The organism is Bradyrhizobium sp. Crot121, from assembly GCF_059512385.1.
Genome location: NZ_JCAMOR010000010.1, coordinates 152,589 through 166,299 on the forward strand (window position 1 = coordinate 152,589; position 13,711 = coordinate 166,299).

Here is a 13,711-nt window from a genome sequence, read left to right on the forward strand (position 1 = left end):
TTTCTGCGGAACTGCTGTCGGCCATCCGGTTTCGGATCAGCTCAATCAATTCCTTGCGTCCTGATCGCTCGTAAGCGCCGAGCAGGCCGGAATATTCGGCCATGATGGCCTGATCTGATCGGCTGCGCACGAAAGAGGCGGTCGACAGATAGACATAGGCGAAGATGGTGGCGGCGATTACGCCAAAGGTCACGATCGCGGCCAGCGCCAGCTTGAAGGTCGTCGACCTCAGGGTATCAGCCAGGAGCACGGAGACAGTACCCCATGCCGCGGACGGTATGGATCAACGGATAGGCCTGCTGGTCGTCGACCTTGCGCCGCACGCGTCCGACATAGACGTCGATGATATTGGTCGAGGGATCGAAGTGGAGATCCCACACGTGCTGCAGCAGCATCGCGCGGGAGACAACGCGGTTTTCGTTGCGGACCAGATACTCCAGAAGCTGGAATTCCCGCGGAAGCAGTGGAATGGCCTTGCCGCCGCGGTTGGCGGTGCGCGAGATCAGGTCGATGGCGAGATCGCCGACCCGCAGGATGGTGTCCTTGGCGATGGTCTCGCTGCGCCGGCCAAGCGCTTCCAGCCGCGCCAGCAATTCGACAAAGGAGAAGGGCTTGACCAGATAATCATCGCCGCCGGCGCGCAGGCCACGGACCCGATCATCGACCTCGCCGAGCGCGCTGATGATCAGGAAGGGAGCAGCGACGCCACCGTCGCGCAATTGACGCATGACCGTGAGGCCATCGATGTCGGGAAGCATGCGGTCGATCGTGATCACGGCATGATCGCGAGACGTGCCGCGCCGAAGGGCTTCGTTGCCGCTCGCGGCCAGATCCACCTCATAGCCGCTGCTCGTGAGTTGCTCGGCGAGTTGGCCGGCAGTTTCCGCGTCGTCCTCGACGACGAGAATGCGGCGATGACCTGCCGTCATGGTCTTCTTCCGAATGACTGGCCACGAACGCGCGGCGTTCCTGCAGTCCAGGACGTCGCGCAGCTGGCTTTGTCGGAGATGCTCATCGTACTCCGATGGTTGCGCGGGACGGCTCACATGAATGTGACGGTCACCCCAGGCCCACCCGGCGAGGCTGCGCCGGAAGGTGCCGTGTCGCGCTCATCACACCGTGGGTCGGCAGTCAGTAGTAACCGTCGTACCCGCAGACGTTGACCCACTGCAGCCCATAGCCCGTCCACACTTGGGTCCAGCAGTCGTCGTAGTAGCCAGCGTAGGCGGCGTAGCCGAAGGGCACGCCGATGAACGCAAAGCGATTGAAGCGGTTGCGGAAGAAGCGGTTATGGAAGCCATGCCGGAAGGCTGCGCTTCGAAAAGCTGCGCCTCGAAAGCCGAGGCTCGCGAAGCGCGGCGCGAATGCAGCATTCGCATTCGCGAACCGCGCACCAGCAAACCGCCCACCCACAAAACGCGGTCCTCCGCCGATGGTAGCAAAACGCGGTCCTCCGCCAATGCTCGCGAAACGCGTCCCTCCACCCATGCCGCCGAAGCGCGTTCCTCCGCCTATGGCGTGCATCCCGCCTCCGAAGCCGCCGCCGCGGAAACCTCCGGCCATGCCACCGCCGCGGAAGCCTCCGCCCATGCCGCCGCCGTGAAAACCGCCGCCCATGCCGCCGCCATGGAAGCCACCGCCGCCGCCCCCGAAGCCACCGCGAGCGAAGGCCGGCGACGCGAACGCAAGCGCGGTCGTGAGCGCACCCGCGATAAGGGAATTGACGAGCTTGCTCTTCATCCCGATTCCTCCCTGGTTGAATTGCAGCGACGCATCGCGTCGCAACAGGAGAACGATCAGGAGAGCTAAAAGCTCCTTCGACTTCAACTGACAAAGGCGACAGATTCTGACACGGAAGTTAGCTTCCGTGCCAGACTAAGCAGTTCCGCTCAGCGTAGCGGCTTGCCGTTCTTCTCGCTGGCGCGGCGGAAGGCGTCGGCGAAGGCGTTGCCGGGTTGTTCTTGCTTGCGCGGGGCGGAGGACGTCATCGGCCCGCGAACACGGTCGCTCGACGAGCCCTTCGAATCCTTCTTGCCGGTCTCATCATCGAGCCGCAGCGTCAGCGCGATGCGCTTGCGGGCGACTTCGACGTCGAGCACCTTCACCTTGACGATGTCGCCGGGTTTGACGACTTCGCGTGGATCCTTGATGAAGGTCCTGGACATCGCCGAGATGTGCACCAGACCGTCCTGATGCACGCCGATATCGACGAAGGCGCCGAAGGCGGCGACATTGGTGACGGTGCCCTCGAGGATCATGCCGACTCTGAGGTCCTTGATCTCCTCGACGCCTTCCTTGAACACCGCGGCCTTGAACGCCGGACGGGGATCGCGGCCGGGTTTTTCCAGTTCGCGCAGGATGTCGGTGACCGTCGGCAGACCAAAGGTCTCGTCCACGAACGACTGCGGCTTCAACTGGCGCATGATCTCGCTGTTGCCGATCAGCGCCTTGATGTCGCTCTTGGTCGCCGTGAGAATCCGGCGCACCACCGGATAGGCCTCGGGGTGCACGCCCGAGGCATCGAGCGGATCCTCGCCGTCGTTGATGCGCAGGAAGCCCGCGCATTGCTCGAAGGCCTTCGGCCCCAGCCGCGGCACCTCCTTCAGCGCCTTGCGCGACTTGAACGGGCCGTTCGAGTCGCGGTGCTGCACGATGCTTTGCGCCAAGCCGGGCCCGATGCCCGACACCCGCGACAGCAGCGGCACGGAGGCGGTGTTGACGTCGACGCCCACGGCATTCACGCAGTCTTCCACGACGGCGTCGAGCGAGCGTGCGAGCTTGCTCTCGCCGAGATCGTGCTGATACTGGCCGACGCCGATCGCCTTGGGATCGATCTTCACGAGCTCGGCGAGCGGATCCTGCAGGCGCCGCGCGATCGACACCGCGCCGCGCAGGGTGACGTCGAGCCCGGGCAGTTCCTCGGACGCATAGGCCGAAGCCGAATAGACGGAAGCGCCGGCCTCGGAGACGACGATCTTCGTCATCTTCAAGTCCGGCAGCCGCTTCACCAGTTCGGTCGCGAGCTTGTCGGTCTCGCGCGAGGCCGTGCCGTTACCGATCGCAATCAGGTTGACGCGATGCTGAATCGCGAGCTTGCCCAGGGTCGCGAGCGCCTCGTCCCATTGCCGCTGCGGTTCGTGCGGATAGACCGCTGTCGTCGCCAGCACCTTGCCGGTCGCATCGACGACGGCGACCTTGACGCCGGTGCGATAGCCGGGATCGAGCCCCATGGTCACGCGCGCACCGGCGGGCGCCGCCAGCAGGAGGTCGCGCAGGTTGGAGGCGAACACGCGCACGCCTTCGGTCTCCGCCGCGGTCCACAGCCGCATGCGCAGGTCGATGTTGAGATGCACCTGGATCTTGGTGCGCCAGGCCCAACGCACGGTTTCGATCAGCCATTTGTCGCCGGGACGGCCGAGATCGGAAATGGCGAAACGCTTCATGATCTTCAGTTCATAGGCGCTGGGCACGCCGGCCACCGGCGGCTCCGCCTCCGGCTGCATCTGCAGATCGAGAATCTCCTCCTTCTCGCCGCGGAACAGCGCCAGGATGCGGTGCGACGGCAGCTTGTGCAGCGGCTCGCTGAAGTCGAAATAGTCCTTGAACTTTTCGCCCTCGGTCTTCTTGCCCTTGCGCACGGTCGAGACCATGCGCGCGTTCGCCCACACCTCCTCGCGCAGCGCGCCGATCAGATCGGCATCCTCGTCGAAGCGCTCGACCAGGATCGCGCGCGCGCCTTCCAGCGCCGCGGCCACGTCGGCCACACCCTTGTCGGCATCGACAAAGGCTGCCGCCTGCGCTTTCGGATCATGCTGCGGCTGCGTCATCAACAGCTCGGACAACGGTTCGAGCCCGGCCTCCTTGGCGATCTCGGCCTTGGTGCGACGCTTCGGCTTGTAGGGAAGATAGATATCCTCGAGACGCGCCTTGTTGTCGGCGGCCATGATCTGCGCTTCGAGCGCGGCGTCGAGCTTGCCCTGCTCGCGGATCGAATTGAGGATCGCGGTGCGGCGCTCCTCGAGCTCGCGCAGATAGGTCAGCCGTTCTTCCAGCGTGCGCAATTGCGCGTCATCGAGCGCGCCGGTCAATTCCTTGCGATAGCGGGCAATGAACGGCACCGTGGCGCCGCCGTCGAGCAGCGTGACGGCCGCCTCGACCTGCTGCTCGCGCACGCCAAGCTCCTGCGCAATCTGCTGATGAATCTTTGCCACGCAATTCCCTCTGCACCACTTCGAAGCAACCGAACCGCCGGTCGCAAGGCGCCGCTTATGGACATGCCCGCCGATTTGATCAAGCGGCAGAGAGAGGCAGTTCACAAGCGCGGCCGCGCGAAACGGCGAATCGGTATCGCGGTCTGTGCGCCGTCAATCTGCCGAAGATGTGTCGAATGGCTCTCCAGCGAAGCGCTCCCAACATTTTCCAGTTTGGCCTGCTTGACGAACGGCAGGTTTCATGATGTTCTTTTTTTGTTCTTTCGATCTTAAATTGTGCGCAAGAGGTATTTCATGGACGACGGGTATACCGGCGCCGAATCGTTTCAATTTGTCTTCCACAACGATAACGAGACGCCTCGAGAGTTCGTCAGAGAGCTTTTGCGCGCCGTGTTCGGCAAGTCGGAGCGGGAGGCCATCCTGTTCGCGGCCGAGATCGACCAGCAGGGCAACGCCACCTGTGGCCCCTATCCGTCCCGGGTCGCGGCAGCGCTATGGAAAACAGCGCAACAGCGCATCAACGCAGCCGGGCATGGTCTTCAGATTACCAGCGAAGCGGTAAGGACCAGCGGTCCCTGCGATCTGTGCGGCGCGCCGCCGCCGGTGCAGGAGGTGCAACTCGACGACAAGATTGCCTGCCTCTGCAGCGACTGCCTGCTCGCGGCAAGGGATGCATCCGAAAAATTGCAGGGCGAAGAATTCAGATACACATACGTCGCGATCGATTGGCATTTTGCGGGCATTCCACGCAACCAGCTCGTGACGCGGGCGCGCGGCTTTCCGGGTCACATGCGTGCGGACGTTCAGGTCGCGCTGGATCGACTGCTCTCCTCACCGATCCACTTCTTCGGCGTTCACGAAGAATATCGCTACGAGACGCTGACTTTTGCGGGATTGATGAACGACGGGCGCAATGCGCCGGTGATCGCTCCGCCGCAATATTATGAAGTCGATGTCGGTGAGCCGGCGGCGGTGAAATGTCTTAACAACGGATTGTGGCTGTGCCGCGCCGGCGAGCTTCGCTACGCGGTGCTGCTGTCCATTTATCGCGAATCCCGCAACGAGGACGCGATCCGAATCGAGATCGCGGTGCCGACCGGCGCGGCCGGCGACACCTTCGTTCAGCGCTGTTTTTCGGAACTCGAGCAAGCGGTGCAGACAGCACGCTCCTATCGCGGCAAGATTCTTTCGCTCGACAGCGGGGCCGAGTATCGCGGACGTTCAAGGGGCGTAACTGTGCACCGGTTGCCGCCGGTCGATCGCGAGGCCGTTATCCTGCACGAACCGACCCTGAGACTGCTTGAGCGCAACGTCCTGAACTTTGTCGGCAGCCGCGACGCGTTGCGCCGGCTTGGCCAGTCGACGCGCAAGGGCATCCTGCTTTATGGACCGCCGGGCACCGGGAAGACTCACACCATCCGCTACCTCGCCACCAACCTGCCGGGACATACGACACTGATCATCACCGCCGAACAGATCGGGCTGCTCGAAGCCTACATGAATCTGGCGCGGCTGCTGCAGCCGACGATGGTCGTGATCGAGGACGTCGACCTGATCGCCACCGACCGCGAGCTGATGGGCCCGTGCGAGGAATCGCTGCTCAACAAGCTGCTCAACGAGATGGATGGGTTGAAGGAGGATGCCGACATCCTGTTCGTGCTCACCACCAACCGACCCGAGGAGCTCGAAAGCGCGCTGGCCGGCCGGCCCGGCCGCATCGACCAGGCGATCGAGGTGCCGCTGCCGGATGCGATCGGGCGCGGCAAGCTCGTGCGGCTCTATGGCAAGAACCTGCCGCTTGAGGAGACCACCGTCGATGAAGCGGTGCGGCGCACGGACGGCGTCAGCGCCGCCTTCATCAAGGAGCTGATGCGGCGCCTCGCACAGGCCAGCATCGCCCGCGACGGCGGCAAGTCGGTGATGTCGGCCGACATCGACGAGGCGCTCGACGACATGCTGTTCGCCGGCGGCCGGCTCAATGTGAAACTGCTCGGCGGTGCGCAGGAGATGGCCGCGGAGTAACGCACGCCCGCGTGAAGGGCCATCGCGCCTGGTCCGGCGATGCTACCCGCGCCCCTTCATGTCGCGCTGCTCCGCCCTATATTTAGGTGGTGCCCCTGCAGGCCGAGATAAGGACCGCCGGCTTGACCGAGCAGCTCGCCCTCTTTGCCGACAATTCCTCCGCGTCATCAGCGCCGGAGGGATTGCGCTATGCCGCCGATTTCATTTCGCCTGACGTCGAGCGGGAATTGATCGCGCGCATCGCTGCGCTGCCGCTGCAACCGTTCCAGTTCGGCCAATATCAGGGCAAGCGGCGGGTGGCCTCGTTCGGCTTCCGCTACGACTATACGGAGCGCCGGATGCGCGAGGCCGATTTCATCCCGGACTGGCTCCGCCCCTTGATCGAGCAGGTTGAGGCCTTCGGCGGGCCACGGACCGAGATCGCCCAGGCGCTCTGCACCGAATACGAGACCGGCGTCGGCATCGGCTGGCATCGCGACAAGCCGCATTACGAGCGGGTCTTCGGCCTGTCGCTGGGATCGCCGTGCAAGTTCCGCTTCCGCCGCCCGGCCGGCGACAAGTGGGAACGTTTCACCTTGGAGGCGCAGCCCCGATCGATCTACCTGCTCTCGGGCGAGGCGAGACAAATCTGGGAGCACAGCATCCCAGCGGTCGAAGCGCCGCGCTATTCCATTACGTTGCGCACGATGCGGGACTAGTCGCGAGGGACGCTTCGATCACCTCTCCCTATGGGAGAGGTGAAGCAAGAACTGCTATACTCCACCTGATTCAGCACCAGGAGCCTCATGGCACGACGAACCGGTAGCGCCGATCTTCCGCTCCATAACGGGCGCGTGCCCGCGTGGCTCGGCCAGCGCATGTCCACGCTCGGCGCGATCATCACGCAGGCGATCGTCCACCATTACGGGCGCGAGGAGTTCCTGCAGCGGCTCGCCCATCCGTTCTGGTTCCAATCCTTCGGCGCGGTCATGGGGATGGATTGGCATTCCTCTGGAATCACCACGTCGGTGATCGGCGCATTGAAGCGCGGGCTCGTGCCGCTGCAAGACGAGCTTGGCATCTATGTCTGCGGCGGCCGCGGCAGCAACTCGCGCCGCACGCCGGACGAGTTGACCGCGCTCGGCGAACGCACCGGCTTCGATGGCGTGGCGCTGACGCGTGCCAGCCGGCTGGTGGCCAAGGTCGATAGCGCCGCCGTCCAGGACGGCTTCGAGCTTTATCTGCACGGCTTCTTCGTCACCGAGGACGGCAAGTGGACCGTGGTGCAGCAGGGCATGAACGGCGACAAGCGGCAGGCGCGCCGCTATCACTGGCATTCCGAAACTCTGAAGAGCTTCGTCGACGAGCCGCACAGCGCCATCGATGGTCCCGCGCAGGGCGAGATCATCAACCTGACCGATCATCGCGCCGAACAATCGCGCGCGGCGCAGCTCGATCTGCTCGGCGCGCTTGGGCCCGACGGCATCGCGCGCGAATATGCCGCGCTGTCGAAACAGCCCGAGGCGCAGCCGGAGCTGCCGCATCTGATCATGCCCGCGCATCACGACGTCCGCGCCAGCGACGTGTTTACGCGCCGCCTGCACGGCACGCTGGCGGCGGCCGCCGAATGCGGCCCGCGCGATTTTCGGGAATTGCTGCTGACGCCGGGCGTCGGCGCGCGCACCGTGCAGTCGCTCGCGATGGTCGCCGAGGTCGTCCACGGCGCACCCTACCGGTTCAAGGATCCCGCGCGGTTTTCGCTCGCCCATGGCGGCAAGGACCGCCATCCCTATCCGGTGCCGATCAAGGTCTATGACGAGACCATCCGCGTGCTGAAATCCGCCGTGCAGCAGGCGAGCCTTGGCCGCGAGGAGGAGATCCAGGCATTGAAGCGCCTCGACAGTCAGGCGCGCCTCTTGGAGCGAACCGCAACCGGCCCATCCTTCGATGCGTTCGTCGCGCAAGAGCGCAACCGATCGCCCGCGCTCGGCGGCCGCTCGGTGTTCGGATGGGAAGCGGAGATCGCCGGCAGCAAACGCGCGACGCCGGGCAAATCGACATAGACGCCGTCGGCTTCACGCCACTTGCAGCCGTTGCGCCTCCTTGAGGGCGACCTTCATCAGCGGCCTGATCGCCTTGTCCTCCCGGCCAACCACCACGCCGGCCGCAAGTGCGCGGGCGCGCCTGTTCTCGCGCGGCGCCTGCAGCGCTGCTGCCATGGCCATCTTCCGATGCGCAACAAAGTCGTTCAGCGCGCCAAGCGCATCCTGGATCTTCTTGAGATGGCCGGACAGGCGTTTAAGTCTCTTCTGCTCGCGCTTGGCCGGAAAAAGCGACTTGAAGAAGTCCACCGCATACCTGATCTTCTTGATCCTGATCCGGAGCTTATGCCGCGCGCGCGGCGACAGGCGGTCAAGGTGCTGGCCTTGCTTGCGCGCCTTCCTGATGCGACGGTGCAAGACGTCAGCCGCAAATTTTTCGATCGGAACGTCCATATGCTCGTTCGCCGAAGGCGGCTTCGACTCGACCCACTCCAGCGTGTCGACCAGCAGCCTGCGGAACCGTATCGAGCTCACCGCCCTCTTCGCCCGTGTAAGGGCATGGGCGCGCTTCTCGTCGAACTCGTCCTTGATGGCCTTGCCGCCGCGGCTCAGCGCGCGGTCGTGCGTAACCGGCTCGACCTGCTCGCTGATGAACACGTCGATTTCGCGCGCAGGCGCGAGCTCAGCCGTGAGCCACTTCAGCTCGCGCTTGGCGGCTCCCGTCCCGGCACCAGGCAGCACCTTCGAAAACAGCGAGATCGCCGCGCGGAGTCTGCGCAGGCCCACCCGCATCTGATGAACACCTTCCGCGTCAAGATTGCGGACCGCATCCGCATTTCCAGAGAAATGACGAACCGTCGCGCGGGCGATGACCCGGAATGCCTCGCCCGCCGTCATGTCGGCGGGGAGCTCGATCGGCTCGGCGAAAACGACCTGTTCCTCCCTGCCCTCGGCGAGGCCATAGCCGCGGTCCGATTTTGATCGCAAGTCGAGTTCGGCTCCCAACCGTTGCTCGATCGCTCTGGCAATACGGAACAGGTCAGCGAGCCGGCCGCTTTTCAGCTCAAGTTCGAGTTCCTCGATGGGGCTCGCACGGTGACCCGCAACGATCTTTCCCCGATCGATGGCGAGTTCGATCTCACTCCTGCGGGTCCGGACCGGAACGATGGTGCGATGAACCGATGTCTTGAACACAGGCTTCAGCTTGCGGCGTAGCTTGCCGGTGGCGAGCGGCTCGAGCGGCGTGTCGTCGACCTCACGAAGGTCCGGCGCGTCGTCCTTGATCTCCGCTTCCCATTCGCCTCGGCCAAACTGCGCGCCGTTCGCCGACTTGATCGTCTGGATGTTCGTGCTGCCGTTTTGCCGCACGCGCAGTGTCAGACCGCGACTCTTCAGCTTGTGTTTCCCGGTATCGAAATAGGTCGAGACAAGATCGCTGTCCGATCGCTCACCCATTTTTCCACCGGGAATGCGCCAGCCGGCGAGAGATTTGAGGTCGCGCGCGGCCACGCGGAATTTCAGTTCCGTCTCGACAGCCATGCTTGCTCCGTATTGCTGTTGGATGCGGACTGCGCAAGTCCCAGCGCTACAACGCCGAGAACGGTGAAGAGTGCCGCGGCCCGGCAATCATCGTTCCAGCACAGCACCCCATCATCCAGGCAATCGGAACGCTCCGCTCTGCACCGCCCTGCTCACCTCGCGCGCTGTCAGTTCCGGGTCATATCCGTCGGTTTGGAGTACATGCCGTTCGAGATCTCCCAACGAGCAGAATTGCTGATGCATCACCGTGATCTGTTCCGCATCGGTCAGTGTATCGCCTCCGCGTGCGCGACAGCGTTGGATGGCAATCTCGAGCGGGGGCCTGAGAACGATGTAGTGCAGAGCGACCCTGAGTGAGTGGAAGTGCCCCAGAAACCACGGCCCGAAAATGCCATCCAGGAGAACAAAATAGCCGCTTCTGGCGTATCCCTCCGCCACGTTTGCGAGGATACGAACCACGCTCCGATTCTGCTCGTGCGCCTCCGGCAGATAGGGGGGAATCGCACCGTGCTTGATGAAATGCCAGAAATCGTCGGCATGAAGATGCACCTTGGGCATACCCGGCTCGTGGGCAAGGATTTTTGCCGTGGTTGTCTTTCCCGATCCTGGCGGACCGGTAAGGATAAGAACTTCGCCTGTACCATCGATCATCGCGCTGCAGCATATAGCGCAACGTTCAGCGATTCCAGCAACTTGTCATTCCGGGGCGCGCAGCGCGCGCCCGGAAGCCATTATGCCGCGTGCCGCAAGTTGTGAAATGGATTCCGGGTTCGAGGCTGCGCATCGCCGCGGAATGACCGAGCCGGTTTGACGACGTCTAACCCACGACCGTCGTCCCCATCTTCCGCGTCACGGCGCCGTCTTGATCTCAATCTGCTTGCTTTGCTTCGGCTCGGGCTTGCGCACGGTCACCTTGAGGACGCCCTTGGAGATCTCAGCGGAGATATCTTCCGCTTTCACACCCGGCGGTAATTCGACGGAGCGCGCGAACGAGCCGAAGCTTCGCTCGACCAGGTGGTAATCCTTGCTCTTCTCCTCGCGCTCGTTCTTCTTTTCGCCGCGAATGGTGAGAAGGTTGTCGGTGAGATTGAGCTCGACGTCCTTCTGCTCGAGACCGGGAAGTTCCGCCGTGATCTCGATCGCCTTGTCGGTCTCGCTGACATCCATGCTCGGCAGCCTTCTGCCGGCCGCATAGGCTTGATCATGATTGCCTCCTATGTAAGCCGAACCGGTGTCGGAACTTTACGCCCGGCCGAACAACGGGCGTTGAGCGAAATCAAGCGAGACCCGGCACATGTGCGGCAGACTGGAATTAACGCGAGAAGGTGAGCGGTTTCCCTTGAGGCCTCAGAGAGGTGTTGTTGATGTACGCCATGGTTCTTCAAGCACCCAACAGGCCGCTCATGCGTGAGCAGCGTCCCGATCCGTTGCCCGGACCGGGCGAGGTGCGCATCGAAGTTTCCGCGTGCGGCGTCTGCCGCACCGACCTGCATGTCGTCGACGGCGAATTGCCTGACATCCGTTATCCCATCATTCCCGGTCACGAGGTCGTCGGCCGGGTCGATCTGCTCGGCGAAGGCGTTGACGGCCTCGCGCCAGGTGCGCGCGTCGGCGTGCCCTGGCTCGGCTTCACCTGTGGCACGTGCCCTTATTGCCGCGAGGGCAAGGAGAATCTCTGCGACCATCCGCGCTTCACCGGCTACACCCGCGATGGGGGATTTGCGAGCCACCTGATCGCCGATGCGCGCTATTGCTTTCCGCTCGGCGAAGGCGGCGACGATGTCGCGCTGGCGCCGCTGCTCTGCGCCGGCTTGATCGGCTGGCGCTCGCTGCTGATGGCCGGCGACGGCAAGCGCCTCGGCATCTACGGCTTTGGTGCTGCCGGCCACATCATCGCGCAGGTCGCGCGCTGGCAGGGCCGCAGCATCTGCGCCTTCACGCGCGACGGCGACACCGAGGCGCAACAGCTTGCTTTGTCGCTCGGCGCCGACTGGGCGGGCGCCTCCGGTGACAAGCCGCCGGCCGAGCTCGACGCCGCCATTATCTATGCCCCTGTCGGCGCCTTGGTGCCGCAGGCGTTGCGCGCTGTACGCAAAGGCGGCCGCGTGGTCTGCGCCGGCATCCACATGTCGGACATTCCGTCCTTTCCTTATGATATTCTCTGGGAGGAGCGGCAGATCGTCTCGGTCGCCAATCTGACACGCCAGGACGGCGGGGATTTTCTGAAAGTGGCGCGCGAGGCGAACATCAAGACGACGACCACCACCTTTCCTCTGGATCAGGCCAATGAAGCGCTGGCGCGCCTGCGCAGCGGCAATCTGGTCGGCGCGGCGGTGCTGCGGCCATGACGCCACCGTCCTCGCATCAAGGCACGACCGACCAGGACCGCGTGCTGGATTTTCTCGGCAAGCCGTCCGGCGGGCATGATACCCTTCGCGTCGACACGCACGGCTCGATCGTGTTCCTGAAGCCCGACCGCGTTTACAAGGTCAAGCGTGCGGTGCGGCTGCCCTATCTGGATTACTCCTCGCTCGACAAACGCAAGCACGCCTGCGAGGAGGAGATCGCCATCAATCGGCGTTTCGCGCCGGAAATCTATCGCGGCGTGGTGCCGATCACGGAAGGCGAAGCTGGCCCTGAAATCGGCGGCAAGCGCGACGTCATCGAGTGGGCGGTCGAGATGGCGCGGTTCGACGAGAACCAGACGCTCGACCATCTGGCGGCACGAGGCGAGATCACGCCAGAACTCGCCGAACCGCTGGCCGAGGCGATCGCCGCGTCCCACGACAGCGCACCGGTTTCGGATGGCGAGACCTGGCTCGCCTCGCTCCCCGTAATCATCGAGCGCAACACAACAGCGTTTCGCAGCCATCCCGCACTTGCAAGCGCCGAGGTCGAGCGCCTGCATCTGCTGAGCTGCGATCTGCTCACCAAGAACAAGGTGCTTCTCAAGCAGCGCGCCGCCGCTCGTAGGGTGCGCCGATGCCATGGCGACGCGCATCTCGGCAACATCGTGATGATCGATGGCAAGCCGCGCCTGTTCGATGCGATCGAATTCGACCCCGTCATCGCCACCACGGATGTGCTCTATGACCTCGCCTTTCCGCTGATGGACCTCTTGCATTTCGGCAACCGTGCTGCCGCGAACCGGCTGTTGAACTCCTATCTGCAGGCCACGTGGCAGCAGAACGCCGGCGCGCTTGCCTTGCTGCCGCTGTTCCTGTCCATCCGCGCGGCAATCAGAGCCAATGTGCTCCTGACCAAGCATGCGCAAGGCGGCGGCGCCGCCGTGCTGTCAGATGCGCAGTCGTATTTCGAACTCGCAGGCGAACTGATCGCGCCGGGCAAGCCGTCGCTGATCGCGGTCGGCGGCCGCTCAGGCACCGGCAAGAGCGTGTTGGCGCGCGCCATTGCCGGAGTGATCCAGCCGGCGCCCGGCGCGGTGCTGCTGCGCTCGGACGTGATCCGCAAGAAGATCTTCGGAGTCGGCCCCCTGGTCAAGCTCCCCGAGTCAGCGTACGCGCCCGGAACGTCCGCGCGCGTTTATGACGCAATGCTCGATCGCGCGCGAGCTATGCTGGCGCAGGGATTTTCCGCGCTGGTCGACGCAGCGTTCCTGAAGGAAGACGAGCGAAACCAGCTTCGCCCGCTTGCGGCCTCCTGCGGCGTCGATTTCTTCGGGATATTCCTTGTTGCCGAGACCGCCGTCCGCCTCGCACGCATCGGCGCACGCCGGAATGACGCCTCCGACGCAACCCAGGACGTGGCGCTGTTTCAGGACAGCATCGACACCGGCGTCGTCGATTGGGCGCTCGTGGATGCGTCGGGGACTCCGGAGGAAACGCTGGAGCGGAGCGTGCGATGTCTTCCGCGGCGGGCCGCGCCAGAGGATTAGATCGAAACGATGACGGTCCTTCT

The 13,711-nt window shown here is 64.1% G+C and carries 11 protein-coding genes; 6 read left to right on the forward strand and 5 right to left on the reverse strand.

Annotated features, from left to right (window positions below; all coding sequences use genetic code 11):
* Positions 1 to 236: 236 nt before the first annotated feature.
* Entirely contained in the window at positions 237 to 929 is a 693-nt protein-coding gene (locus AC5ZGW_RS12640) for a response regulator transcription factor (protein WP_130231752.1), read from the reverse strand.
* Positions 930 to 1,290: 361 nt separating this feature from the next.
* Between AC5ZGW_RS12640 and AC5ZGW_RS12645 the strand changes: the two genes are divergently transcribed.
* Positions 1,291 to 1,809 (forward strand): hypothetical protein, encoded by a 519-nt coding sequence (locus tag AC5ZGW_RS12645; protein WP_496113918.1) that lies wholly within the window; start codon positions 1,291 to 1,293, stop codon positions 1,807 to 1,809.
* Between the two features lie 80 nt (positions 1,810 to 1,889).
* Here AC5ZGW_RS12645 and AC5ZGW_RS12650 read toward each other — a convergent pair whose 3' ends face one another.
* Positions 1,890 to 4,211: a Tex family protein gene (locus AC5ZGW_RS12650; protein ID WP_130231654.1), complete on the reverse strand. Its 2,322-nt coding sequence runs from the start codon at positions 4,209 to 4,211 to the stop codon at positions 1,890 to 1,892.
* Positions 4,212 to 4,505: 294 nt separating this feature from the next.
* Between AC5ZGW_RS12650 and AC5ZGW_RS12655 the strand changes: the two genes are divergently transcribed.
* The 3 genes from AC5ZGW_RS12655 (at position 4,506) to AC5ZGW_RS12665 (ending at position 8,275) form a co-directional block, all read left to right on the forward strand.
* Positions 4,506 to 6,233 (forward strand): ATP-dependent Clp protease adaptor ClpS, encoded by a 1,728-nt coding sequence (locus AC5ZGW_RS12655; RefSeq protein WP_463326936.1) that lies wholly within the window; start codon positions 4,506 to 4,508, stop codon positions 6,231 to 6,233.
* Positions 6,234 to 6,355: 122 nt separating this feature from the next.
* On the forward strand, positions 6,356 to 6,931 hold the full coding sequence (locus AC5ZGW_RS12660) for an alpha-ketoglutarate-dependent dioxygenase AlkB (RefSeq protein ID WP_130228151.1): 576 nt from the start codon (positions 6,356 to 6,358) through the stop codon (positions 6,929 to 6,931).
* Positions 6,932 to 7,018: 87 nt separating this feature from the next.
* Entirely contained in the window at positions 7,019 to 8,275 is a 1,257-nt protein-coding gene (locus AC5ZGW_RS12665; protein ID WP_130228150.1) for a DUF763 domain-containing protein, read from the forward strand.
* 12 nt (positions 8,276 to 8,287) lie between these two features.
* Here AC5ZGW_RS12665 and AC5ZGW_RS12670 read toward each other — a convergent pair whose 3' ends face one another.
* The 3 genes from AC5ZGW_RS12670 to AC5ZGW_RS12680 all read right to left on the reverse strand — a co-directional run bounded on the left by AC5ZGW_RS12670 (position 8,288) and on the right by AC5ZGW_RS12680 (position 10,960).
* Positions 8,288 to 9,793 (reverse strand): CYTH and CHAD domain-containing protein, encoded by a 1,506-nt coding sequence (locus AC5ZGW_RS12670; RefSeq protein ID WP_130228149.1) that lies wholly within the window; start codon positions 9,791 to 9,793, stop codon positions 8,288 to 8,290.
* Positions 9,794 to 9,904: 111 nt separating this feature from the next.
* A complete protein-coding gene (locus tag AC5ZGW_RS12675) occupies positions 9,905 to 10,441 on the reverse strand; it encodes an AAA family ATPase (protein ID WP_130228154.1) in 537 nt (178 codons plus the stop codon).
* A 201-nt stretch (positions 10,442 to 10,642) separates the two neighbouring features.
* On the reverse strand, positions 10,643 to 10,960 hold the full coding sequence (locus AC5ZGW_RS12680) for an Hsp20/alpha crystallin family protein (protein ID WP_130228148.1): 318 nt from the start codon (positions 10,958 to 10,960) through the stop codon (positions 10,643 to 10,645).
* A 197-nt stretch (positions 10,961 to 11,157) separates the two neighbouring features.
* Between AC5ZGW_RS12680 and AC5ZGW_RS12685 the strand changes: the two genes are divergently transcribed.
* Together AC5ZGW_RS12685 and AC5ZGW_RS12690 are read left to right on the forward strand one after the other, a co-directional pair.
* Positions 11,158 to 12,141 (forward strand): zinc-dependent alcohol dehydrogenase family protein, encoded by a 984-nt coding sequence (locus tag AC5ZGW_RS12685; protein ID WP_130228147.1) that lies wholly within the window; start codon positions 11,158 to 11,160, stop codon positions 12,139 to 12,141.
* Positions 12,138 to 13,688 (forward strand): bifunctional aminoglycoside phosphotransferase/ATP-binding protein, encoded by a 1,551-nt coding sequence (locus tag AC5ZGW_RS12690; protein ID WP_130228146.1) that lies wholly within the window; start codon positions 12,138 to 12,140, stop codon positions 13,686 to 13,688. The genes AC5ZGW_RS12685 and AC5ZGW_RS12690 overlap by 4 nt, the downstream gene beginning before the upstream one ends.
* Positions 13,689 to 13,711: the final 23 nt, after the last annotated feature.